Genomic DNA, 22,807 nt, shown 5'->3' with positions numbered 1-22,807 from the left:
CCTCCCCGGCCTTCCGCTGTCTCACCAGCGGAAGGCCGGCCCGCGGGTGACGCCGCCGGGCAGCAGCGGGCGCTGCGTGTACCTCCAGGACAGGGCGACGACGACGCTCCGATCGCCGTGCTCGGGCCGCAGATCGCCCGGCCCGCAGGTGTGCCGCAGGGCGAAATCGGTGAACATCAAACCCTTGCAGAGGTACGGGCCGGCCACCACCTCGTCGGTGGCCGCGTCCCGTACGGTCAGCTCGATGTCGGTCTGCACCCCGGGCATCGCCTCCATCTGACCGGCCACCCGCACGGAACCGCCCAAGGCGTGGCAGGGCTTGGCCAGCACCGGATGGCCCAGATCCCAGCTGTACTCGTCACCGCAGCGCCACGGGCCGAACTTCGCCTCGGCCCGGCCCGGCCCCGCGGTGACCCCGATGCCGGTCGGCCCCACCGAGACGCGCGCGTCCGGCTGCCGTTCGGGCGTCGCCTCCGCACTGGCCGCGGGGCCGCTGCCTCCACCACCGCTCATCCCACCGCCACTCAGACCACCGCTGAGCCCGCCGCCGCTCGCCTCGAGGCCGCCGGAAAGCTGCGGAAGCCCGGCCGCGGCCGCGGGCGGCGGCTGAGGTGCCTTCACCCGCCCGGGGATGGCCGCGCTCGGCGCTGCCGAGGTGACCTGGGGAGGGGCCGCCGCTCCGGAGCCGGGGGAGTCGAGCAGCTGCCACGCGTTGAAGCCGCCCACACCGGACACGGCGACGGCCAGCCCGATCAGCGCGACCATCATCCCGGGACGGCGCCACTTCCAGGTGCGCGGCCCGTTGCGCGGCCGCTTCCGGCCGCTCGGCGCCGGCCGGGACGACGGGTGCGACACGGCCCGCAGGCCCAGGCTCGCGGTGGCCGAGTCGGCGTACTCCTGGGTCTGCCCGGCCAGGGCGGGCACACCGGCCGTCTCGCGGGCCAGCTCGCGCAGGGCGGCGACCAGCTCGGCGGCCGACGGGCGGCGGTCCGGATCCTTGGCCAGGCACCACGCGATCAGCTCCCACGCCGCGGGCACGACGCCCGGCGGGCACGCCGGCTGCTCGTCCAGGTGCCCGCGAAGAACGGCCAGCGGCTCACCGGCGTACGGCGTCGAACCGGTTATCAGCTCGTAGAGAACGACCCCGACGGCGTACACATCGGACGCGGGGGAGGCCTCACCCTGGATCGCCTCGGGCGCCATGTAATGCGGGGTGCCGACGATGGCCTGCGGCGTGGTGAGCCCGGCCGTGTCGAGCACGCGGGCGATCCCGAAGTCGGTCAGGCGCACCTCGAAACGACCGGCGTTCTCCTGCAACAGGATGTTGTCCGGCTTGACGTCACGGTGCACCACACCGAGCTCGTGCGCCTGGGTGAGCGCGGCCGCGACCTGCGCGAGCAACTCGGCCGCGTCGGCCGGCGGCAGGGTGCCCATGGCGCGGACGTACTGCCGCAGGCTCCCGCCCGAGACGTAGTCCATGACCAGCGCGAGCGAGCCGCCCACGCTGAACAGATCGCGGACGCCGACGATGTTCTCGTGCCGCATCATCATCAGGATCGTGCGCTCCTGCACGAACCGGATGACCAGCTTCGGCTGCCGCAGCAGGCCTTCGTGCAAGAGCTTGACCGCCACGTCGGCCCCGGTCGCCCGGTCGATGCCGCGCCAGACGGTGCCCGTAGCACCATGCCCCACGGGGCAGACCAGGACGTACGAGTTGCCTACGCAGCGCCCGCTGAGATCGGCGGTGGCGGCTTCGGCGGGGATGATGCCACCGGTTACGGAGGGGGATGACTGCACCTGTGGTCGGGTCCTTCCATCGAGCGCGTCCAACGTGGCCGAACCGCGACGATCGTCCAGATCGATGGCGATACGGGCAACCGTCCGGCGCCCGAACTCTCACTCACGGTCAGTCGCGCCGTTCGCCCGTCACCGGTTCCCGTAAGGTTCGTTTCTCCTTTACTCGACCGCCGGTGGAGGCGCAGTGGATGAGACCGATCCGATCTGGCCGGCGGTGGACGAGGCCCGCCGCTGGCTCGACCTCAGCAACGGCACGATGCCGCTGGAGCTGACCTGCCGCATCCTCAAGGTCACCGAGGAGGCGGGCGAGGCGGCGCAGGCCTGGATCGGCCTGCTCGGCCAGAACCCGCGCAAGGGCGTCACCCACACCCGCGACGACGTGGCGGCCGAACTGGCCGACGTGGCCTTCACCGCCCTGGTCGCCATCGCCAGCCTCGACCTGGACCCCCAGCGGGCGCTGGCCGACTGCGCCGGCAAGCTCCGCTCCCGTCTGCCCGCTGGTCCCGGGCCGTCGGCCTGGCCACCTCACCCGGCCTGAGGTCACCTGCCCTGCGGAACAGCAGGACGGTGCTGAGCAGGGAGCCGAGCGCGGCCACGGTGATCGCGGCGGCCGGGGTGGCGAGCTCGGCCACCACACCGACCCCGGCCGCGGCGACGGCCTGCACGGTCAGCATGCCGCTGCCGGCCAGGCCCAGGCCCTGGGCGAGCAGGTCGCCGGGTACCGCGGCCACGAAACGCTCCTGCACGGTCAGCGTGGCCGCGTAACCGAACGAGGCCACGGCCACCAGCACGCCCGCCCACGCCACGCCCGGCCGCAGCGGGAACGCGAGATAGGGGACGGCCAGCAGGGCGTACAGGGGGAGTCCGAGCGCGGCCCGGCGCGCGGGGGCGGTCCATCGCCCGATCACCAGGTCACCGGCGAGCATGCCCGCCGCGGCGGCCAGGAAGAGCGCGCCCGCCGCGTCGCCGGCGTACGGCACGAACATCGCCTCGGCCCCGACGATCAGGCCGTTCGGCAGCCACTGAGCCAGCAGCAGGTTCCGCAGCCGGCGCCGGCCGAGCAGGACCCGGTTCCCGCACCAGGTCTCGGCGACCGAGGCCCGTTCGACCCTTCGAGGGGTACGGCGCCGCATCCCGAGGCGGAGGATCACCGCGCCGGCGGCGCCCAGCCCGGCCGCGGCCCAGAACGCCCCGTGCGGACCGACCAGGGCCAGCAACGTGCCACCGCCCGCGAATCCGGCGATCTGCATGGCGCCGGTCGAGATGTTGAGCGCCGAGCGGCCGAGCACGTAGGCGCCGTCCGGCAGCACGTCGACCACGACGGCGCCGTTGACCGCCGCCACGACGGCGTCACCCAGCCCGGCCAGCATGATCAGCGCGAGCATGGCTCCGACCGGCAGGACGCCGGCCGCGAAGGTCGCGATCAGCGCGGCGTGCACCAGCCGCCACCCCACCATCGCGGCCCGCGGCGGCAGCCGGTCGGCCAGCGACAGCAGAGTGAGCGCGCCCAGCGCCTGCGGCAGGAAGCCGCCGAGATAGGCGATCGCGGCCAGCAGCGGCGACCCGGTCGAGGCGTACACCAGGGCGGACAGCGCCAGCATCTCCATCATCAGGGCGGCCACCGAGAGGGCGCTCGACGCGAACAGCGCCCGGAACTCACGGAGCGCGAACAGTGCCCGGTAGGTCATCACGGGCCGAGTCTTCGGCGCGCGGCCGGGGAGGGCTACTGTTTCGCGAGGAGGCGAAACGATGGCGGTGCTGCGACTCGGCACGGAGGAACTGGCCAGGGCCCGGTTCGCCATGTCCCCGATCGCGAACCTGCTCGGCATGCTGCTGATCGCCGACGGCCATGGCCCCTGGGCGGCGCCCGGCCTCGACGCCGCCTGGCTCGCCACCGCCCGGGCCGCGGTGGCGGGCGACCCCGTCCTGTCGGCGCTTCTCGGCCTCATCCGGGGCACCCGCGAGATCCCCGACCTGCTGTCGATGCCGCCGTCCGGAGTGGACACCGCGATCGAGGCCGAGCTGGCCACCCTTCGGGCCACGCCGCACGACATCGCTCAGCGCCAGTTGCGGGCCAGCGCGGCCATACAGCGCGACGGCCGGGTCCGGCTGCTGCCGGCGGTGCTGAGCCGTCCCGGGGCGCCGGGCCGGCTGGCCACCGCCTTCGGCGCCTACTGGGAAGCGGTGATCGCGCCGCACTGGCCTCGCGTGCGGGCCGGTCTCGAGCGCGACGTCGTCCGGCGGGCCGGGCTGCTCGCCACCTACGGCTGGGCCCGCGCGCTGGACGGGCTGAGCCCCAACCTCCGATGGCACGGCGACGGGCGGATCGACCTGATCCGCATGCCGGGCCCGTCGCACCGTCTGATCGGCGCGGACCTGCTCTTCGTGCCGAGCGCGGCCGCCGCCGGCTGGCTGAGCCTGGACCCGCCGCGGCGGTACGCGCTGGTCTACCCGGCCGCGGGCCTGGCCGGGGCGTGGTCCGGCGCCGAGCCCGGCACGCCGGACCGGCTGGACCGCCTGATCGGCCGGTCCCGGGCCGCGTTGCTCACCGCCCTGAGCCGGCCGGCCAGCACAAGCCAGCTCGTGGCCCAGCTCGGGATGAGCCTCGGCGCGGCGGGCGGCCACCTGGCCGTGCTCCGCGAGGCCGGCCTGGTCAGCCGCAGCCGCAGCGGGCGCTCCGTGCTGTACCGCCGAACAGCGCTCGGCGACGCCCTGGCCGGCGATTGAGCCCTTCCCCGCTCTGCAACCCGTCGACCCCGGCATCGCCGTCAACGACGAATCGAGCACCGCAATGGAACAGACGGGGAGCCGGCGTCAAGCCGCCGACAACCTCTCGGCCGCCGCGATAGGCCGACGTCTGACTTTCTTCGCTCCTCAAGCGGCCCTGCGCCGGCCAGGCCACGTCAACCAGCCCGGCCGGCGCGGGACCGCTCGACCCGTAGGCCGGTATCGATCTTCGAGGCCGCGCCGTCGGGTTGGTAGGCCGCCCGAGCGAGAAGCACCCTGCTCTGAAACCAGCCGGCCGCGCTTATCCGAACCCAAGCGGTGACTGAGCGGGCTGGGTGGTGGAGGGTTGACGGGAGCATCGGTAAGTCGTAGCTTACGGTTCGTGGCGACTTACCGAGAAGCGGATGGGTGGGAGATCCTGGGGGATCCGACCCGGCGTGCCATTGTCGCCTCTTTGGCGGAGCGGCCCCGGGCCGTGGGGGAGCTGGCCCAGGAACTGCCGATCAGCCGGCCGGCGGTGTCTCAGCATCTGCGGGTGCTCAAGGATGCGGGGCTCGTCGACGACGAGGCGGCGGGGACGCGGCGGGTCTATCGGCTCAATCCCGCGGGGGTCGCGGCGCTGCGCGATCAGCTGGATGTCTTCTGGCGGCGGGCGCTCGAAGGCTTTCAAGAGACCGTCGAGCAGGCGGCCGATGAGGAAGGAAGACCATGACGGAGACTTCTGCGCCCACGGTGACGCGGCAGATCGTTGTCAAAGCGCCCGTGGAACGGGCCTTCGAGGTGTTCACGCAGCGGTTCGGTGACGTCAAGCCGCGCGAGCACAACCTGTTGGGCTCGCCGCTCGTGGAGACGGTGTTCGAGCCGAAGGTGGGTGGGAACATCTACGACCGCGCCGAGGACGGCACCGAGTGCCGGTGGGCGCGGGTGCTCGTGTTCGAGCCGCCGACCCGTGTCGTGTTCAGCTGGGACATCGGCGTGCAGTGGACGATCGAGGAGGATCTCGAGAACACGAGCGAGGTCGAGGTCCGCTTCGTCGCCGAAGGGCCCGACCAGACGCGCATCGTGCTGGAGCACCGCCACCTCGACCGGCACGGTCCCGGCTGGCAGTCCCTGCGCGACGGCGTCAACCACGAGGAGGGCTGGCCGCTCTACCTGGAGCGCTACGCCGCGCTGTTCAAGTAGTGAAGAGGGTCGTTCTCGTCAACGGGCTGCCGGGGGCGGGGAAGACGACGCTGGCGACGGCGCTGGCGCGGGCGGCCTCGCTTCCTCTGATCTCCAAGGACGCGATAAAGGACGAGCTCGCCGCGACCGGTGGCAGCGTTGCCGGCGCCGCGGAGATGATGTGGGAACGCGCGGCCGGCCATGACGGGGACGTGATTCTGGAGTCGTGGTGGTTTCGGGCGCGCGATCTCGCGTACGCGCAAGCCGGTTTGAAGCTCAGCCGAGCGCGAAGCGTGACCGAAGTCTGGTGTGAGGTGCCGGCCGATGTGGCCCGCCGGCGCTTCGAGGCGCGGCGCAGGCCCGCGTATTACCGCGACGCGCAGAGCCTGGCCGACAACTGGGCGGTGTGGAGCGCCGGTGCGGAACCGCTCGGACTGGGGACTGTCCTGCGGGTTCGCACCGACGCGCCGGTTGATGTGGCGATGCTCGTCAAGCGGATCCGTGCTTCTGGGTGAACTGGGAGATCTGGCTCAGGTTGTAGCGGGCGCTGTCCTCCGCCCTCTCCTCCCAGGCGAAGACGCACACCGTCGCGATGCCGTCGAAGTCGAGCTCGTTCAAGGTGCGGAAGAAGACGTCCCAGTCCACCTCGCCCTGGCCGATGTCCAGATGCTGGTGGACGCGGGCCGTCGAGCCGGGCGGGTTCACGATGTACCGCAGGCCGGACGAGCCCCGGAAGTCGAACGAGTCGGCGATGTGCACCTGGGTGAGCAGCGGGCCCGCGTACCTCATGATCGCCTCCAGGTCTCCGCCCTGATGGAACGTGTGCGGGGCGCAGTAGAGGAACGACACCAGGTCCGAGTCGATGCCGCGGATCATGTTGACCGCGGCCAGGCCGTCCTCGATGAAGTCGTCGGGGTGCGGCTCCAGCACGAGCCGCACGCCCTCCCGCTCGAAGATCGGCAGCAACTCCTCCATCGAGCGCCAGAACTGGGCCTCGCACTCGTCCGGTAAGGAAGGACGGCCGTTGAACTCGGAGTTCATGACGTTCACGCCGAGGTCGACCGTTATCTCGATGGCCCGTTTCCAGTAGCGTACGGCCGCCTGCCGTTCGTCCTCGGACGGACCCGACCAGCGATAGAGCGGCAGAACTGATGCCACCTCGACCGAAGCGGCCGCCAGCGCCCGCTTGAACGCGGCCACGCCCGCCTTGTCCACCCGCGGGTGGACGAAGAACGGCAGGAAGTCGTCGCGCGGGGACATCTCGATGTGGTGATAGCCCAGGTCGGCCACCACGCGGGGCAGGTCGAGCAGCGGGACCTTCCGCAGCATGTACGGGTCGAGAGCGATCTTCACGCCGCCGCCACCTCCGCTCCGTACAGCTTCGGGCGTTCCACCAGCGAAACCGGCACCCGGTCGCCGGTGCGCAGGGCCGCCACGCCCGCGTCCGACACCACCGCCGCCGCGTAGCCGTCCCAGGCGCTCGGGCCGACCGGGCGGCCACCGGCGGTCAGGGAGTCGATCCACTCCTGGAACTCGACGTCGTACGCCCGCAGGAAGCGCTCCCGCCAGTCGACCGGCACCGGAGAGGCCTCGACACCGCCGTGCCGGATCGTCACCAGCGAGGCGTTGCCCAGTGCGGCCGTGCCGTTCTCGCCGACCACCTCGCCGCGGATGTCGTAGCCGTAGCGGATGTTCACCGAGATTTCCACGTCGACCAGCACCCCGCCGGCCATCTCCATGACCACGAACAGCGGATCCTGCAACTCCCCGCCGTTGCCGCTGCGGCGCGGTACCAGCACGCGGACGGCCGCCACCTCGTCGTCGAACAGCCAGCGCACCATGTCGATCTCGTGCACCGCCGTGTCGGTGATCGCCATCTCCTTCTCGTAGAACGACGGGACGCTGGCGTTGCGGTGAGCGCAGTGCATCATCAGCGGCCGGCCGATCACGCCGAGAGAGGATTTCAGCGCGCGGTATTCAGCGTCATAACGACGCATGTATCCGACCTGCACCAGCCGGCGACCCGCGGCGACCTCGGCGTCGAGGATGCGCAGGCAGGCCTCCTGGGTGGTGGCCAGCGGCTTCTCGCAGAACACCGGCTTACCCGCGGCGATCGCGGCCAGCACGTACTCCTCGTGGGTCGGCCCCCAGGAGCAGACCACCACCGCGTCCACCGACGGGTCGGCGATGACTTCCCCGCCGGTGGCGTGCACAGACGCGCCGACCCCGGCACCGACCGATGCCGCCACCACGGTGTCCACGTCCGACACCGCCGTCACCTGGACGCCGGCCAGCACCGTCGTCATCCGGCGGATGTGGTCCTGGCCGATCATCCCGGTGCCGATGACTCCAACCTTCAACATGAAAGCCCCTCAGCGCTTCAACTCGTGCGACAGCTCGGCCAATTCGTCGCCGCCGGCCATCTGCTGGGTCAGCTCGTCGAGGCCGACCTCCTTGCGGGTCTTGTCCAGCGCCGTCGCCCCCAGCTTGAGGATCACGAAGTGGTCGCCGACCATGTACGCGTGGTGCGGGTTGTGGGTGATGAACACGACGCCCAGTCCGGCGTCGCGCGCCGCCGCCACATATTTCAGGACCACACCAGACTGCTTGACGCCCAGCGCCGCCGTCGGCTCGTCGAGAATCAGCACCCGCGCGCCGAAATACACCGCCCGGGCGATCGCCACGCACTGGCGCTGGCCGCCGGAGAGCGTCCCGATCGGCTGGTTGATGTCCTTGACGACGATGCCCATCTTGCGCAGCTCGGTGTCGGCGATCTCCCGCATCTGCTTGACCTTCAGCCCGGCCAGCGGATAGCGGCCGGCGGTCAGCTCGGAGCCGAGGAAGAAGTTGCGCCACACCTCCATCAGCCCGACCACGGCCAGGTCCTGATAGACCGTGGCGATGCCGTGCGACAGGGCCTCGCGCGGCGAGGCGAAGTTGACCTCCTTGCCGTCGACGCGCAGGCTGCCCTCGTTGTGCGGGTGCAGGCCCGAGATGATTTTGATCAGGGTGGACTTGCCGGCGCCGTTGTCGCCGAGCACGCAGGTGACCTCGCCCGCGTTGACCCTCAGGTTGATGCCGCGCAGGGCCCGGATGGCGCCGTACGACTTGCCGACGCCCTCCATCTCGACGAGCGGCTCGCCCTTGTGCAGTCCTTTGTCGGCGTGGTCGGCCAAAGTATCGGTCATAGCTCAACCCACCTTCCTTCTGGTGGACATGCGTTTCACGTAGAGGTTCACCAGCACGGCGAGCAGCAGCATCACGCCGAGGAAGGCCTTGAACCAGTTCGGGTCCCAGCCCGCGTAGATGATGCCGAGGCTGGTCATGCCGAAGATGAAGGCGCCGATGGCGACGCCGATCGCGTTGCCGAACCCGCCGGTCAGCAGCGTGCCGCCCACGACGGCCGCGATGATGTAGAGGAACTCGTTGCCGACGCCCCCGCCGGCCTGGAGCGTGTTGAACCGGAAGAGCTGGTGCATCCCGACGAACCAGCCCAGGAAAGACACGACCATGAAGAGCCCGATTTTCGTACGGACCACCGGCACGCCGACCGCGCGGGCGCTGTCCGGGTTACCGCCGACCGCGAAGATCCAGTTGCCGACCCGGGTCCGCTGCAGGGTCCAGGCGGCGAGGGCGACGAACAGGATCCACCACAGCACCGACGTCCAGATCGTCACCGACCCGATCTTGAAGCTGGACGCGAAGATCTTGCCCAGGGAGTCGAACCCGTCGATGTTGCTGATGTCGGGCGTGGACACGGTGCCGGTGACCAGCTTGGTCACGCCCAGGTTGGCCCCCTGGAGCACGAAGAACGTGCCCAGCGTGATGAGGAAGCTGGGAATGCCGGTCTTCATCACCAGGTAGCCGTTGATGAAGCCGAGCAGCAGGCAGAACGCCAGCGACAGGATCGCGCCGATCCACAGGTTCACGCCGTAGTACCAGCAGAACATCGAGGTGAACAGGCCCGCGGTGTAGACGATGACGCCGGAGGAGAGGTCGAACTCCCCGCCGATCATCAGCAGGCCCACGCCGACCGCCACGATGCCGATCACCGACGACTGGTAGAGGACCGTGAAGAACGACTCGGCCGACCGGAACGAGGGCGCCAGCACGAGGAAGAAGATGAAGATGATGATCGCCGCGACCAGGGCGCCGATCTCGGGCCGGGCCATGAGGCGGCTGGCCAGGGCGGGGCGGACCCGGTCGGCCGAGTGGGAAGAGGGCGCCGGAGCGACTGTCTGAGTCATGACGGCACCTCCTCTACCGCGTGTTGTTCTTGGTGAAGGGCAGGATCTTGTCGATGTTCGCCGAGTCCACGAAGGACGGGCCGGTCAGCACGGCCTTGCCGCCGCCGATGTCGTTGCCGTTCTTGAGGTTCAGGTAGAGCGAGGTGACGGCCATGTAGCCCTGCACGTACGGCTGCTGGTCGATCGAGAAGAGGATGTTGCCGCTCTTGATCTCGGTCGCGGCCTGCTCGTTGAGGTCGAACGTGACCAGCTTGGCCTGGCTGCCGGCCTGCTGCCGCGCCTTGATCGCGTCGAGCGCCTGCGGTGCGCCGAGCGTGACGATCGAGTCGATCGACTTGTCCTGCGCCAGTTTCGCCTGCAGGGTCGAGGTCACGGCCGCGTCGTCGGCCCCGTTGACCTGGATGTTCTCGGTGCCGGGGACGGAGCTCTTCACGCCCGCGCAGCGCGCCTCGAGGGCGACCGAGCCGGTCTGCTGGATGACGCAGAGCGGATGCTTGGCGCCCTGCTCGGCCAGCTTCTTGCCGGCCTCGGTGCCGGCCAGGGTCTCGTCCGAGCCGAAGTACATCAGCGCGCCGAGCCGCTGATAGTCGTTGATGCCGGAGTTGAAGCCGACCACCGGGATCTTGGCGTCGGTGGCCGCCTTGACCGCACCGGCCAGGGCGTCCGGCGTGACCAGGGTGGTGGCGATGCCGCTGACCTTGGAGTCGACCGCGTTCTGGATGAGCACGGCCTGCTTGGGCGCCTCGGGGTCGTTGGAATACTTCAGCGTGACCCCGGTGTCCTTGGCGGCCTGGTTGGCGCCGTTCTTGACCTTGTCCCAGAACGTGTCGCCCGGTGTCTCGTGCGTGATAAACGCGATCGTGTAGCCGGAGCTGCCCGCGGCGTTGCCGCCGCCGGTATCGCTCTCTTCGGTCTTCTCGCGTCCGCCGCCGCTGCACGCGGTGGCGGCGAGGACCACGGCCGCGCCGAGGGCGGCGATCCGGAAGGTACGGGTCCGAGCGGTCATATCTTCTCTCCTGAGGGACGGGACGTGAGTCCACGAGAATTGAGATACGCGCGGGTCCGCTGCGCGATCGGCAGCGGGACGTCGAAGTCGACGGGGTACATGTCCTGCTCGACGACGACGAAGATCTCGGCGTCGAGCTCGCTGAGCGCGTCGAGCACGGAGGGGACGTCCGGCTCGCCGGCCGGAGGCTCGACGCTGGCGCCCATGGCGACCGCCTGGCCGAAGGCGAGATCCTCGGCCACGGCCCGCCGGGCGATGGCGGGGTCCATCTGCTTGATGTGGACATATCCGATTCGCTCGGGATATTTCCGAATGATGCCCGGCACGTCGGCCCGACGGTAGGCGAGGTGCCCGGTGTCCAGGCACAACGAGACGAAGCGGGGATCGGTCTCGTCAAGGAAACGCTCGGTCTGCTGCTGCGTCTCCACTTGGTAGTCCGCATGCGGGTGGAAGCGCATATGGACCCCGTACTCTTCGAGGAGCACTCGCCCGAGGGTGTTGGTGTTGCGGATCAGAGCGCTCCAGGCGTCCTCGCCGAGAGTCGCGGGCTCGAGGTACGCCCCGGTCTTGTCGTCGCGATAGCCAGGGACAGGGACAAAAACGACATTTTGCGCGCCGATGGCCGAGACCAGTGAAGCCACTTTGCGGGTTTCCGCCAAGACGGAGTCGAAGTCCTTGTGCGGTCCGCCGGCTCCCGCGACCGTACCGCCCGCGCACGACAAACCACGCGATTCCAACTCGTCGCGCAATTGGGACGGATCGGTCGGCAGATATCCGTACGGACCAAGCTCCAGCCACCGATAGCCCGCCGCGACCATCTCGTCGAGGAACCGATTCCAGGGAGTCTGCTGAGGATCGTCGGCGAACCACACGCCCCACGAGTCCGGGCAGCTACCGAGTTGCAAGTGACGGATCTCCATGTGCGGAACCTTTCAGCTGGCCGTGGGGAAATGCAGGGACGCGTCGGACGCGGTGGAGACATGCGGCCATCGGGAGGTGACGACCTTGCCGCGGGTGTAGAACGAGACGCCCTCGGGACCGTGGATGTGCTTGTCGCCGAACAGGGACGCCTTCCATCCGCCGAAGGAGTAGTAGGCCATCGGCACCGGGATGGGCACGTTGATGCCGATCATCCCGACCCGCACCCCGCGCTGGAACCGGCGCGCCGCCTCGCCGCTGTTGGTGAAGATCGCGGTCCCATTCCCGTACGGATTGCTGTTGATCAGATCGATCGCCGCGTCGACGGTGTCCGCGCGGACCACCGACAGCACCGGCCCGAAGATCTCCTCCGTGTAGACGTCCATCGACGGCGCCACCTGGTCGATGACCGTCGGCCCGACGAAGAACCCCTCCTCGTAGCCCGGCACCCGCAGCCCGCGCCCGTCCACCGTGACCTTCGCGCCCTGCCGTTCGCCGCTGTCGATCAGCCCTTCGATCCGCTGCTTGGCCGCCGCCGTCACGACCGGCCCCATCTCCGACTTCGGGTCGCGTCCCGAGCCGACCACCACGTCGCCCGCCTTGCGCGACACCAGGTCGACCAGCGCGTCGCCGGCGGCGCCCACCGCCACCGCGGCCGAGATCGCCATGCAGCGCTCGCCGGCCGAGCCGAACGCGGCCGCGGTCAGGTGACCGGCCGCGAAGTCGAGGTCGGCGTCGGGCAGGATGATCGCGTGGTTCTTGGCCCCGCCGAGCGCCTGCACCCGCTTGCCGTGCGAATTGGCCTGCTCGTGGATGTAACGGGCGATCGGTGTCGACCCGACGAACGACACCGCCGCCACGTCGCCGTGGTGCAGCAGCGCGTCGACCGCCACCTTGTCGCCGTGCACGACGTTGAAGACGCCGTCCGGCAGCCCGGCCTGCTTGAACAGCCCCGCGATGAAGTTCGAGGCCGACGGGTCGCGCTCGCTGGGCTTGAGCACGAACGTGTTGCCGCAGGCGATCGCCACCGGGTACATCCACATCGGCACCATGGCCGGGAAGTTGAACGGCGTGATCCCGGCGCAGACGCCCAGCGGCTCGCGGAAGCTGAACACGTCCACGTCGGTCGAGGCCTGGTCGGAGTATTCGCCCTTGAGCATCTGCGGGATGCCGCAGGCGAACTCGATCACCTCGAGCCCGCGCTGGACCTCGCCGGCCGCGTCGGAGAGCACCTTCCCGTGCTCGTCCGAGATGATCTCCGCGATCTGCTTGACGTTCGCGTTGACCAGCTCGCGGAAGTTGAACATGATCTTCGTGCGCTTGCTGAGCGACGCCTGGCTCCAGGTCTGGAACGCGATGCGGGCGGCCGTGACCGCGGCGTCCACGTCGGCCTCGGAGGCCAGCACCACCTCGTGCTGCTGCTGCCCGGTGGCCGGGTTGTAGACGCGGCCGCGCCGGTCGCCGGACCCGGCGGTCAGCTCGCCGTCGATCCAGTGCTCGATGGTTGCCATGGCTTTCTCTCCTAGAGGTATTGCCGCTGGTCACGTTTCGCGGCGTCGTAGGTCTCGCGCGCCGCCTGGGTGCTCGGAAGGGACGAGACCTCCGGCACGGGCACGTCCCACCACGACTCGGAGGACGGCACCGGCGACAGCGGGTCGGTCTCGATGTGCACGACGGTCAGCCGGTCGGCCTCCCGGGCCCGTTTGAGCCCGTCGCGCAGGTCGGCGATGGTGCGGCAGCGGATCACGGCGGCGCCCAGGCTCTCCGCGTTCACCGCGAGGTCGATGGGCAGACGGCCGCCGTCGTAGTCCTGACCGGCGCCGCGGAACTGGTAGCTCGTGCCGAACCGCTGCGAGCCGAGCGACTCCGAGAGCGCGCCGATCGAGGCGAACCCGTGGTTCTGCACCAGGACCAGGATCAGCTTGATGCCCTCGGCGACGGCGGTGACGATCTCCTGCGCCATCATCAGGTACGAGCCGTCGCCGACCAGCGCGTAGACCTCGCGGGACGGATCGGCCATCTTGATGCCGAGCGCCCCGGCGATCTCGAAGCCCATGCACGAGTAGCCGTACTCGACGTGATATTGCTTCGGGTCGCGGGCCCGCCACAGCAGTTGCAGGTCGCCGGGCATGCTTCCGGCCGCCTGCACCACGACGTCGCGCGCGCCGCACGCCTCGTTCACCACCCCGATGACCTCGCTCTGGGCGGGCAGGGGTCCATGTCCCAGGTGGTACGCCTTGTCGACCGTCTCCTGCCACGACGCGACCGCGGCGCGGTAGCCGGCCGGGAACCGCCGCCCGTCCAGCGCGCCGAGCAGCTCCGACAGCCCGGCCCGGGCGTCGGCCACGACCGGGTGGGCCGACTCCTTGTGTGCGTCGAACGAGGCCACGTTGATGTTCACGAACTTCACGCCGGGATGCTGGAAAGCCGTACGCGAAGCGGTCGTGAAGTCGCTGTATCGCGTGCCCACCCCGATGATGACGTCGGCCTCGCGGGCCAGCTTGTTGGCCACCGGCGTCCCGGTCGAGCCGACGCCGCCCACCGACTGCGGATGGTCCCAGCTCAGCGCGCCCTTGCCGGCCTGGGTGTCGGCCACCGGGATGCCGGTCTCGCGGGCGAACCGGTCGAGCTCGGCCGACGCCTCCGAGTAGATCACGCCGCCGCCCGCGATGATCAGCGGGCGCTGGGCCTCCCGGATCACCTCGGCCGCCCGCTCCACGAAGGCGGGCTCGGCCGGCGTACGGGACACGTGCCAGACCCGCTTGGCGAACAACGCGTCGGGGAAGTCGTACGCCTCGGCCTGCACGTCCTGGGGAAGGCAGAGCGTGACCGCGCCGGTCTCGGCCGGGTCGGTCAGGACCCGCATCGCGGCCAGCAGCGCCGACGGCAGCTGCTCGGGCCGCCAGACCCGGTCGAAGAAGCGGGACAGCGGCCGGAACGCGTCGTTGACCGACACGTCGTAGCCGCGCGGATCCTCCAGCTCCTGCAGCACGGGCGACGCGGCCCGGGTGGCGAAGACGTCGGAGGGCAGCAGCAGGACCGGCAGCCGGTTGACCGTGGCCAGCGCGGCCCCGGTGAGCATGTTCGTCGAGCCGGGTCCGATCGACGCCGTACAGGCCAATGTGGAAAGCCGGTTTTTCATCCGGGCATAGCCGGCGGCCGTGTGCACCATCGCCTGCTCGTTGCGGGCCAACCGGTACGGCAGGTCGGCCTCACCGGTGCGCTGCGCCTGCAACAACGCCTGACCGATCCCGGCCACGTTGCCGTGGCCGAAGATGCCCAGGCAGCCGGCGATCGTGCGCTGCTCGGCGCCGTCGCGCTCGGTCCACTGGCTGGCCAGGAACCGCACCACGGCCTGCCCTACGGTGAGTCTCACAGCCGCGTCCTTTCGGTGTGGGTGGTCATCGGCAACCGCGGGTCGACCGGCACACCGGTCCACGACGAGCGCACCCAGCCGTGCGCCGGGTCGTCGCGCACGAGCCACTCCCGCCTGCCCGGACCGGCCATCACGTTGAGGTAGTAGAGGTCGTAGCCGGGTGCGGCCATCGACGGGCCGTGCCAGCCGTACGGGATCAGCACGACGTCGCCCGAGCGCACCTCGGCGCACACGTCGATGGGGCGGTCCGGATGCCCGTACACCCGCTGGAAGCCGCACCCCGACGTGCCCGACGGCGACGCCGCGACCTCGAAGTAGTAGATCTCCTCGAGACTGGACTCGCCCTCGCCGATCTCGTCGTGCTTGTGCGGCGGATACGACGACCAGTTGCCGCCCGGGGTGAGCACCTCGCAGGCGATCAGCCGGTCGGCCTCGAAGTTCTCCGGCGTGCAGAAGTTGTTGACCTGCCGGCTGGCTTGCCCGGCGCCGCGCATCTCGACCTTCACGTCCTGGGCCGCGCCGTAGCGGAACGGCAGCCGCTTGCTGGCCCGCGCCGCCGGCAGCGCGAACCGCCCGCCGTTGGGCGCGCGCACGGTCACCGTCGAATCGCGCGGCACATAGGCGAAGTCGGTGACCCGGGAGAACACCGAACGGCGGCCGGTCAGCGTCATCCGCTCGTCGTCGCAGGTCACGTCGCAGCCGCCGGACAACGGCAGCACCAGCATCTCGTCCGGCCCGGTCACGAACTTCGCCCGCGAGCCCACCGGCAGGTCGAGCACCCGCAGGCCGCTGTAGCGCCAGCCCGCGTTCTCCGGCGTCACGACCAGGTCGAACGGCTTGTCGGCGGTGCTGCCCCGCCGCATCAGGGGATTGACCCGCGCCATCCCTGTCATGATGATTCGCTCCCTCGTGCGGCGCCGAGAGGACGGCGTCCGGCCTCCGCTTGGCTCCGGCCGCTCATAGCAACCCCACCGCCCGGTCGACCGCGTCGGACACGGATCCGCGCGCCGGGTAGAGCAGCGACCGCCCGATCACCAGCCCCTGCACGGTCGGCAGATCAAGAGCCTTTCGCCAGGCCGCGTACGCCGCCTCGCCCTCACCGCCGAGGATGAGCGCCGGCAGCGTGGTCGCGGCCATCACCCGCTCCATGTCGTCGACGACCGGCACCTTGAGCCACGTGTAGGCCGAGGTCGTGCCGAGACCGGCCGCGACCGTCACCGCCCGGATCATGGCCTCGGCGGTCAGCTCGTTGCGCACCCGCCCGTCGACGCGGTGCGAGATGAACGGCTCGACCATGGCCATCTTGCGCCGGGCGGCCAGCGCACCGACCGCGTTGCCGCAGGCCTCGAGGGTGGCGACCGTGCCCGGGTCGGTGGGGTCGATGCGCAGCAGCATCTTGCCGCCCTCGTAGCCGGCGGCGGCGATGCTGCCCGCGTCGTACGCGGTGAACCGGTCGTCGATCTCGAAGCTGGTGCCGGCCAGGCCGCCCCGGTTCATCGAGCCGATGACGACCTTGTCGTCGAGCGCGCCCAGCAGCAGCAGATCTTCGAGGATGTCGGGGGTGCCGAGGACGCCGTTGACGCCGGGCCGGGCCAGCGCGGTGCGCAACCTTTCGAGCAGGTCGACGCGGTTGGCCATGGCCAGGGGGTCGTCGCCGGCCCGCAGCGCCCCGCGGGCCGGATGGTCGGCCGCGATGATCATCATCTTGCCGTGCGGCCCGAACAGGCCGGCCGGCCGTCGGCGCGAGGACGCCGCGGCGGCGATGGCCGCGGGGCGCCGGGTCCGGATGTCGAGGAGGCTGTCCAGGTCAGGCATGCCGTGCTCCTTCGATCAGGGCCCGCACCTCGTGCTCGGTGGGCATGGCGTCGGCGCAGGACAGTCGCGAGGCGACGATGGCTCCGGCGGCGTTGGCGAAGCGCATCGTCGCCTCGAGCTCCCATCCGGCAAGCAGTCCGTGGCAGAGGGCACCCCCGAAGGCGTCACCGGCGCCGAGCCCGTTGACCACCTCGACCGGCACCGGAGGCACCTCGACCTGCTCGCCTTCACTCGCGGCACTGTTCTCCGTGGCGCTGCTTCCGGCGGCGCTGCTTCTTCTAATGCTGCTTCCTGTGGCGCTGCTTCCTGCGGCGGCGCTGCTTTCTGCGGTGGCGCTGCTTTCTGCGGCGCTGGTTTCGGTGGCGGCGCTGCGTCTTGATGCCAGCACTCCGGCCGGGCCCTGTTTGATCACGGCCAGTTCCACGCCGGCCTCGTGCAAGGCGGCCGCGGCCTCGGCCGGTTTCCTGACGCCGACCGCGGTCTCGGCCTCGTCGAGGTTGCCGACGGCGACCGTGGCGTAGGGCAGCGCTTCGGCGTACCACCGGCGAGCCTCGGCCCGGGACGACCAGAACATGGGCCGATAGTCGAGATCGAAGACCGTGATGCCCGACTTATCACGGTATTTGAGGGCGGTCAGCGTGGCGGTGCGGCTCGGCTCCTGCGACAGGCCCGTCCCCGTGACCCAGAAGATGGCGGCGTTCTTGATCGCCTCCAGATCCAGTTCGGACGGGTGGATCTCGAGGTCGGGCGCCTTGGGGAAACGGTAGAAGTAGAGCGGGAAGTCGTCCGGCGGAAAGATCTCGCAGAACGTCACCGGCGTCGGCAGCGTCGCCACCGGCGTGACGAACCGGTCGTCCACCCCGAAGCCGCGCAGCGCGTCGTGCAGGAACTCGCCGAAGGGATCGTCGCCGGTGCGCGTGATGACCGCGGAACGGCGGCCGTAGCGGGCGGCGGCGACGGCCACGTTGGACGCGCTGCCGCCGAGGAACTTGGCGAACGTGCGCACTTCACGCAGAGAGACACCGACCTGTTCGGGATAGAGGTCGACGCCGATGCGCCCCATCGTCAATACCTCGTCCGCGGGCATGCGCAAGCCTCCGGTTGCGATCTCCGGCGAATGATCAGATTTCGGGCACGAGGAAGCGTGCCGTGTGCCGTGCTTGAATCCGGCGCGTTGATCGAGATGATCGCCGTCGGTAACCGCTCGGCGACGCTAGGTTTGCTGCCTTCGATGTAATAGCTTGGAGCGGTCTACGTCAATACTTTGTCATGACAAACTGATGATTCGAGGGGGAGCAGTGACATCGGACCTGTCGCCGCCGTTTCGACCGGTCGAGGTGGACCGCACCAGCCCGGTGCCCCTGTATTTCCAGGTGGCGACCCGTTTGCAGGAGCTGATCGAGAAAGGTGAGATCGGCGTCGGCGCCCGCATCGAGAACGAGGTGGACCTGGCCGAGCGTCTCGGCGTCTCCCGCCCGACGACGCGCCGCGCCATCCAATATCTGGTCGAGCGCGGCATGCTGGTACGCAAACGCGGCGTCGGCACCCAGGTGGTGCACCCGAAGGTCCGCCGCCCGGTCGAGCTTTCCAGCCTGTACGACGACCTGGTGGCCGGCGACCGTTCCCCCCGCACCGAGGTGCTCGAGTTGCGCACCATGCCGGCCCCCGACCCGATCGCCGCCGCACTGGAGGTGGCCCCCGGCACCGAGGTCACCTGGATCGAACGGCTGCGTTACGCCGGCGGCGAGCCTTTGGCCTTGATGCACAACGCCATCCCGGTCGACGTGCTCCGCTTGACCCGGGACGACTTGGCCGCACACGGCCTCTACGAGCTGCTGCGCCGTTCCGGCCTCACCCCACGCATCGCCACCCAGGTGATCGGCGCCCGCTCGGCGACAGCCGCCGAGGCCCGCACCCTCGACGAGAAACGCGGCGCCTCGCTGCTGACCATGACCCGCACGGCTTGGGACGCGGGCGGCCGCGCCCTCGAATACGGCAGCCACGTCTACCGGGCCAGCCGCTACAGCTTCGAACTGAACCTCTCCGCCGGTTAGGCAGCCCAACCAGACCACCGCACGCCTCTTCGCCACACCGCAGCCATCTCGCGCCACACCGCAGCCTTCTCGCGCCACACCGCGGCCTTCTCGCGCCACACCGCGGTCTTCTCGCGCCACACCGCGGCCAGCTCGCGCCGCACCGCAGTCAGCTCGCGCCGCGCCGCGGCCAGGTCGCACCGCAGCCAGCTCGCGCAGCGGCCGGGTCGCGCCTCGGGGCGGTCAGAGCGCGTCAGGCTGGTTCAGAGCCGGATGCTTCTCGCCCGGAACGGCATGCCAGGCCGCGGTGTCACCCGACAGCGCAGCCTCGATGCGCAGCTTCGACCAGTCGTCGAGCTCAGGCAGCCCTTCCGGCGCGAACCAGCCCACCTCAAGCGACTCATCATCGGCGACACTGGCCTCGACCGACAGCGCCCGGCACAGGAACCACACGTTCAGGAACTCGCACCGATCCCCGTTCGGGTAGACCACCGGATGCGTGGCCACCCCCGCGACCCGCACGATCTCCGCCCGAACCCCGGTCTCCTCAAAGACCTCCCGCAGCGCCGCCTCGGCAGGCTGCTCACCCGGATCAATGGTCCCGGCCGGCACCGACCACCGCCCGTTGTCGACCCGCCGAGCCAGCAACACCCGCCCGTCATCGTCGACCACAACGCCGCTGGCGCTGGGCAGAAACAGCAGCTCATGGCCAACGTGCGCCCGCATGCGCACTACATAGGGAGGAACAGGCACGAACCCACCCTACCGCCCAAGATCCAGCCAACCCGCCCCACCAACAGCGCCACGCCGCGCGGCGCCACCGACATGCCTCGCCCCGCACCGCGCAGTGAAGGCGGCGACCCGACATCCAGCCGCGCCTCGAGGCGATCGTGGCGATGCGGCGGCGCCCCGCGCCAAGTGGTGAGGGTTTGATGTGGCCCGCTCCGCCCTGTGCTCAGCAACCGCCCCGTCTCCGGCCCTGCGCTCCGCCGCACCGCTCCGGCCCGCCCTGGCCTCCGCCGCGCCGCTCCGACCGACCCTGGCCGCTCCGCCATGGCCGCTCCGCCCTGGCCCGCCCCGCCCCGGCCAGCTGCCCCGCCCTTGCCCGCCCCTGCCCCGGCCCGGTCCACGCCGCGCGGTGCGGCGCGGGTGGCGTCTGGCGCAGCTGCCCCCACGTAGTGACGAGTAGAAGCGGTGCCGCGCCGCATATCGAGGGTGATTATGTGGCGCCGCGCCACATTGTGCGGTGGGGATGTCGCTTGGTGAGGGTTGTGATGTGGCGTTGCGCCGTGCGGTGAGAGGTGTTGCCGCGTGGTGGGGGTGTGGCGTCGGGTCGTGTGCATTGGGGGCGGGTGATGTCTTGCGGCACGGCGTGGCTGAGGGGTGGTGACGTGATCCGGCGCCGGTCTGGCTGGGGTTGGCGTGGGCTGGGGCGGCGCGGGAGGTCTGGGGAGGGATGGGAGGGGTTAGACGCCGGCCTTTTGGGCGGCGGCCAGGAGGTTTTCGGCGGCCTGGCGCAGGCCCTCTATCTGGTCCAACTCGGTGTCCTCGTGTTCGATGTTGACGGCTATGTCGGGGTCGACCTCGTGCAGGGCCTGGAGGAACGGCACCCAGAAGTCGTCGCCGTGGCCTCGGCCCACGGCTACGAACTGCCAGGATGGGCTTTCGGGCCACTGGTTCAGAGTGTTGGCGCCGCCCAGGTTCAGCGGGTTCCGGTCGGCGGGGGTGCGGGTGAAGCGGTCGTCGAGGACGCCGTAGAGCTTGACGTTGTCGCCGTTGATGCGGGTGTCTTTCGCGGCCGCGTGGAAGACCAGGTCGCCCAGGTGGCGGACGGCGGCGACCGGGTCGATGCCCTGCCAGAACAGGTGACTCGGGTCCATCTCGGCGCCGACGTGGGTGGCGTTGGTCTGCTCGACCAGGCGCATCAGGGTGGGCGGGTTGAAGACCAGGTTGTGCGGGTGCATCTCGATGCACACCTTGACGTCGGCGTCGGCCGCGCGGGCCTGGATGTCGCGCCAGAACGGGATCGCCACCTCGCGCCACTGGTAGTCGACGATGTCGAGGTATTGGCTGTCCCACGGGTTGACCACCCAGTTGGCCACCGTGGCGCCAGGCTCGCCGCCGGGCAGGCCCGACATGGTCACCACGCGTTTCACGCCCAGCTTGGCGGCCAGGTCGATCGTGCGGCGCAGGTCGGCCGCGTGCTTCGGGCCGACCCGGGGGTCGGGGTTGAGCGGGTTGCCGTTGACGTTCAGGCCGGTCAGCGTGATGCCCGCCTGCCGGTAGCGGCCCAGGTAGTCCTCCCGGGCGCCGGCGCTGCCCAGCAGGTCGTCGATGGGGATGTGCGGCGCGCCGATGAAGCCGCCGGTGTTGATCTCGGCGCTGGTCAGGCCCAGCTCGCCGAGGATCTTCAGGGTCTCGTCGAGGGAACGGTCGTGCAGGCACGCGGTGTAGGCGCCGAGTCGCATGGGGGACTCCTCAGAGCTGGACGGGTTTGTCGGCGGCCGACACGACCGCCTCGAGGACGCGCAGGTTGTGCAGGCCGTGAGCCAGGTCGGGGCAGGGTGGAAGGCCCTCGATGCCGGCGATCTGGTCGAGGAAGGCGCGGGCCTGGTAGACGAAGAAGTCGTTCTGCCCGTGCCCGACGGTGGGGAAGTCCATGGGCAGGCCCTGTGACACGTACGGATGCCAGGGGCCGACGAAGACCGTACGGGCGCCGTTGATCGAGGTCTCGGCGCTGCCGTCGATGATGCTGAACTCGGCCGGCCGGGTCATCTCGAACGAGGCGGATCCGTTCTCGCAGAACAGGTCGACGCGCAGCGAGTTGGCATGGCCGAACGCGACCCGCGACAGCGAGAACGTGCCGACCGCGCCATTCTCGTACGCCGTGGTGAAGGTGCAGACGTCTTCGTTCTCCACCGGGACGAGCTCGTCGCTGACCTCGACCCCACCGGCGTGGCCGACCGCGACGCCGAGGGGCCGGGGCCGCTGCTTGACCAGGGTGGCCATCGTCGTGCCCTGCACCCCGGCGGTCGGGCCGCAGAAGAACTCGGCCAGGTCGGTCAGGTGGCTGCCGATGTCGGCGAGCACGCCGGAACCGGGACCGCCCTGATAGCGCCAGCTCATCGGCCGGCCCGGGTCGAAGCCGTAGTCGCACCAGTAGTTGCCGACGAAGTGGCGCACCGGGCCGAGCCGGCCCTCGACCTCTCTCCTGACGGCGTTGAGCGCGGGGGAGCGGCGGAACGTGAAGCCGACCGCGCCCACCTGACCCGGCGCCGCCGCGGCGGCCGCGGCCATCGCCTCGCCGGCGTGGACGCTCGGGGCCAGCGGCTTTTCGCAGAGGACGTGTTTGCCGGCGGCGAGGGCCGCCTCGACGACCTCGCGATGCAGGCTGTTGGCCACGGCGACGCTGACCGCGTCGACGTCGGGGGCGTCGACGACCGCGCGCCAGTCGGTCTCGGCGCGCTCGTAGCCGTAGCGCCGGGCGGCGTCGACGGCGAACGGCTCGTGCAGGTCGGCGATGGCGACCAGCCGGGGCGCGGGCAGGTCGAGACCGAAGACGGTGGCGGCGTTGCGATAGGCGCTGGCGTGCGCGCGGCCGACCATGCCGGCCCCAATCACCGCCACGCCGATGGGCGATTGCGTCATGGGGGACCTCGCTTAAAGCGCTTTAAAAGAACTCCTGTACTATCGACGTTGATCTCGATCGGTGTCAAGGCTGCTACCG

General features: G+C 70.4%; 21 protein-coding genes and 1 pseudogene. 6 read left to right on the top strand and 16 right to left on the bottom strand.

Annotated features, from left to right (window positions below):
- Window positions 1-21: 21 nt before the first annotated feature.
- Window positions 22-1,797 carry a serine/threonine-protein kinase gene (locus CRP55_RS21900; RefSeq protein WP_245923271.1) on the bottom strand — a complete coding sequence of 592 codons (1,776 nt, stop codon included), beginning with the start codon at window positions 1,795-1,797 and terminating at the stop codon, window positions 22-24.
- Between the two features lie 184 nt (window positions 1,798-1,981).
- Between CRP55_RS21900 and CRP55_RS53965 the strand changes: the two genes are divergently transcribed.
- The gene (locus tag CRP55_RS53965; RefSeq protein ID WP_218854665.1) at window positions 1,982-2,335 is read left to right on the top strand and encodes a MazG-like family protein; all 354 of its coding nucleotides are present in this window, start codon (window positions 1,982-1,984) and stop codon (window positions 2,333-2,335) included.
- A gap of 223 nt (window positions 2,336-2,558) precedes the next feature.
- On the opposite strand, the pseudogene CRP55_RS54790 reads toward CRP55_RS53965, so the two are convergent.
- Window positions 2,559-3,485: pseudogene (locus tag CRP55_RS54790) on the bottom strand (MFS transporter); the annotation flags it as partial.
- A 61-nt stretch (window positions 3,486-3,546) separates the two neighbouring features.
- Between CRP55_RS54790 and CRP55_RS21885 the strand changes: the two are divergent.
- From CRP55_RS21885 to CRP55_RS21870, 4 genes are all read left to right on the top strand, one after another.
- A complete protein-coding gene (locus CRP55_RS21885) occupies window positions 3,547-4,524 on the top strand; it encodes an ArsR/SmtB family transcription factor (protein ID WP_097321986.1) in 978 nt (325 codons plus the stop codon).
- Between the two features lie 382 nt (window positions 4,525-4,906).
- Window positions 4,907-5,236 (top strand): ArsR/SmtB family transcription factor, encoded by a 330-nt coding sequence (locus CRP55_RS21880; RefSeq protein ID WP_179855286.1) that lies wholly within the window; start codon window positions 4,907-4,909, stop codon window positions 5,234-5,236.
- Window positions 5,233-5,706, top strand: a complete 474-nt coding sequence (locus CRP55_RS21875; RefSeq protein WP_097321985.1) for an SRPBCC family protein — start codon at window positions 5,233-5,235, stop codon at window positions 5,704-5,706. The genes CRP55_RS21880 and CRP55_RS21875 overlap by 4 nt, the downstream gene beginning before the upstream one ends.
- Window positions 5,706-6,200, top strand: coding sequence for an AAA family ATPase (locus tag CRP55_RS21870; protein ID WP_097321984.1), 495 nt, complete (start codon window positions 5,706-5,708; stop codon window positions 6,198-6,200). The genes CRP55_RS21875 and CRP55_RS21870 overlap by 1 nt, the downstream gene beginning before the upstream one ends.
- On the opposite strand, the gene CRP55_RS21865 is transcribed toward CRP55_RS21870, so the two are convergent.
- From CRP55_RS21865 to CRP55_RS21810, 11 genes are all read right to left on the bottom strand, one after another.
- Complete coding sequence (locus tag CRP55_RS21865; protein WP_097321983.1) at window positions 6,175-7,038, bottom strand: sugar phosphate isomerase/epimerase family protein; 864 nt, start codon at window positions 7,036-7,038, stop codon at window positions 6,175-6,177. The two genes, CRP55_RS21870 and CRP55_RS21865, sit on opposite strands and share 26 nt — an antisense overlap.
- Complete coding sequence (locus tag CRP55_RS21860; protein WP_097321982.1) at window positions 7,035-8,048, bottom strand: Gfo/Idh/MocA family oxidoreductase; 1,014 nt, start codon at window positions 8,046-8,048, stop codon at window positions 7,035-7,037. Before CRP55_RS21860 ends, CRP55_RS21865 begins: the two co-directional genes overlap by 4 nt.
- A gap of 9 nt (window positions 8,049-8,057) precedes the next feature.
- Window positions 8,058-8,873: an ATP-binding cassette domain-containing protein gene (locus CRP55_RS21855; protein WP_097321981.1), complete on the bottom strand. Its 816-nt coding sequence runs from the start codon at window positions 8,871-8,873 to the stop codon at window positions 8,058-8,060.
- A gap of 3 nt (window positions 8,874-8,876) precedes the next feature.
- Window positions 8,877-9,932 (bottom strand): ABC transporter permease, encoded by a 1,056-nt coding sequence (locus tag CRP55_RS21850; protein ID WP_097321980.1) that lies wholly within the window; start codon window positions 9,930-9,932, stop codon window positions 8,877-8,879.
- 13 nt (window positions 9,933-9,945) lie between these two features.
- Window positions 9,946-10,938, bottom strand: coding sequence for a sugar ABC transporter substrate-binding protein (locus tag CRP55_RS21845; protein ID WP_097321979.1), 993 nt, complete (start codon window positions 10,936-10,938; stop codon window positions 9,946-9,948).
- Window positions 10,935-11,858, bottom strand: a complete 924-nt coding sequence (locus CRP55_RS21840) for a TIM barrel protein (RefSeq protein ID WP_097321978.1) — start codon at window positions 11,856-11,858, stop codon at window positions 10,935-10,937. The genes CRP55_RS21845 and CRP55_RS21840 overlap by 4 nt, the downstream gene beginning before the upstream one ends.
- A 12-nt stretch (window positions 11,859-11,870) precedes the next feature.
- Entirely contained in the window at window positions 11,871-13,367 is a 1,497-nt protein-coding gene (locus tag CRP55_RS21835) for a CoA-acylating methylmalonate-semialdehyde dehydrogenase (RefSeq protein ID WP_097321977.1), read from the bottom strand.
- Window positions 13,368-13,378: 11 nt separating this feature from the next.
- Entirely contained in the window at window positions 13,379-15,232 is a 1,854-nt protein-coding gene (iolD, locus tag CRP55_RS21830) for a 3D-(3,5/4)-trihydroxycyclohexane-1,2-dione acylhydrolase (decyclizing) (protein ID WP_097321976.1), read from the bottom strand.
- Window positions 15,229-16,116 (bottom strand): 5-deoxy-glucuronate isomerase, encoded by an 888-nt coding sequence (gene iolB, locus CRP55_RS21825; protein ID WP_097321975.1) that lies wholly within the window; start codon window positions 16,114-16,116, stop codon window positions 15,229-15,231. Before iolB ends, iolD begins: the two co-directional genes overlap by 4 nt.
- A gap of 73 nt (window positions 16,117-16,189) precedes the next feature.
- Window positions 16,190-17,047: a Cgl0159 family (beta/alpha)8-fold protein gene (locus CRP55_RS21820; protein WP_097321974.1), complete on the bottom strand. Its 858-nt coding sequence runs from the start codon at window positions 17,045-17,047 to the stop codon at window positions 16,190-16,192.
- Window positions 17,040-18,134: a 5-dehydro-2-deoxygluconokinase gene (locus CRP55_RS21810; RefSeq protein ID WP_218854664.1), complete on the bottom strand. Its 1,095-nt coding sequence runs from the start codon at window positions 18,132-18,134 to the stop codon at window positions 17,040-17,042. Before CRP55_RS21810 ends, CRP55_RS21820 begins: the two co-directional genes overlap by 8 nt.
- 211 nt (window positions 18,135-18,345) lie before the next feature.
- Between CRP55_RS21810 and CRP55_RS21805 the strand changes: the two genes are divergently transcribed.
- Window positions 18,346-19,101: a GntR family transcriptional regulator gene (locus CRP55_RS21805; RefSeq protein WP_245923270.1), complete on the top strand. Its 756-nt coding sequence runs from the start codon at window positions 18,346-18,348 to the stop codon at window positions 19,099-19,101.
- Between the two features lie 222 nt (window positions 19,102-19,323).
- Here CRP55_RS21805 and CRP55_RS21800 read toward each other — a convergent pair whose 3' ends face one another.
- The 3 genes from CRP55_RS21800 to CRP55_RS21790 all read right to left on the bottom strand — a co-directional run bounded on the left by CRP55_RS21800 (window position 19,324) and on the right by CRP55_RS21790 (window position 22,728).
- The gene (locus tag CRP55_RS21800) at window positions 19,324-19,806 is read right to left on the bottom strand and encodes an NUDIX hydrolase (protein WP_342751559.1); all 483 of its coding nucleotides are present in this window, start codon (window positions 19,804-19,806) and stop codon (window positions 19,324-19,326) included.
- 740 nt (window positions 19,807-20,546) lie between these two features.
- Window positions 20,547-21,548 (bottom strand): sugar phosphate isomerase/epimerase family protein, encoded by a 1,002-nt coding sequence (locus tag CRP55_RS21795; protein WP_097321971.1) that lies wholly within the window; start codon window positions 21,546-21,548, stop codon window positions 20,547-20,549.
- A 10-nt stretch (window positions 21,549-21,558) separates the two neighbouring features.
- Window positions 21,559-22,728, bottom strand: coding sequence for a Gfo/Idh/MocA family protein (locus tag CRP55_RS21790; RefSeq protein WP_097321970.1), 1,170 nt, complete (start codon window positions 22,726-22,728; stop codon window positions 21,559-21,561).
- Window positions 22,729-22,807: the final 79 nt, after the last annotated feature.

The organism is Paractinoplanes atraurantiacus, from assembly GCF_900215205.1.
Lineage (GTDB): Bacteria > Actinomycetota > Actinomycetes > Mycobacteriales > Micromonosporaceae > Actinoplanes > Actinoplanes atraurantiacus.
The sequence above is the reverse complement of the archived record's forward strand: the minus strand, read 5'-3'. Positions and strand labels throughout refer to the sequence as shown.

Excerpts from the sequence above, each read along its gene's own strand:
- iolB (WP_097321975.1), bottom strand. The coding sequence starts at position 16,116 with ATGGCGCGGGTCAATCCCCTGATGCGGCGGGGCAGCACCGCCGACAAG.
- CRP55_RS21835 (WP_097321977.1), bottom strand. The coding sequence starts at position 13,367 with ATGGCAACCATCGAGCACTGGATCGACGGCGAGCTGACCGCCGGGTCC.
- CRP55_RS21885 (WP_097321986.1), top strand. The coding sequence starts at position 3,547 with ATGGCGGTGCTGCGACTCGGCACGGAGGAACTGGCCAGGGCCCGGTTC.
- CRP55_RS21840 (WP_097321978.1), bottom strand. The coding sequence starts at position 11,858 with ATGGAGATCCGTCACTTGCAACTCGGTAGCTGCCCGGACTCGTGGGGC.
- CRP55_RS21875 (WP_097321985.1), top strand. The coding sequence starts at position 5,233 with ATGACGGAGACTTCTGCGCCCACGGTGACGCGGCAGATCGTTGTCAAA.
- CRP55_RS21860 (WP_097321982.1), bottom strand. The coding sequence starts at position 8,048 with ATGTTGAAGGTTGGAGTCATCGGCACCGGGATGATCGGCCAGGACCAC.
- CRP55_RS21795 (WP_097321971.1), bottom strand. The coding sequence starts at position 21,548 with ATGCGACTCGGCGCCTACACCGCGTGCCTGCACGACCGTTCCCTCGAC.
- CRP55_RS21820 (WP_097321974.1), bottom strand. The coding sequence starts at position 17,047 with ATGCCTGACCTGGACAGCCTCCTCGACATCCGGACCCGGCGCCCCGCG.
- CRP55_RS21810 (WP_218854664.1), bottom strand. The coding sequence starts at position 18,134 with ATGCCCGCGGACGAGGTATTGACGATGGGGCGCATCGGCGTCGACCTC.
- CRP55_RS21855 (WP_097321981.1), bottom strand. The coding sequence starts at position 8,873 with ATGACCGATACTTTGGCCGACCACGCCGACAAAGGACTGCACAAGGGC.
- CRP55_RS21845 (WP_097321979.1), bottom strand. The coding sequence starts at position 10,938 with ATGACCGCTCGGACCCGTACCTTCCGGATCGCCGCCCTCGGCGCGGCC.
- CRP55_RS21790 (WP_097321970.1), bottom strand. The coding sequence starts at position 22,728 with ATGACGCAATCGCCCATCGGCGTGGCGGTGATTGGGGCCGGCATGGTC.
- CRP55_RS21850 (WP_097321980.1), bottom strand. The coding sequence starts at position 9,932 with ATGACTCAGACAGTCGCTCCGGCGCCCTCTTCCCACTCGGCCGACCGG.
- CRP55_RS21800 (WP_342751559.1), bottom strand. The coding sequence starts at position 19,806 with ATGCGGGCGCACGTTGGCCATGAGCTGCTGTTTCTGCCCAGCGCCAGC.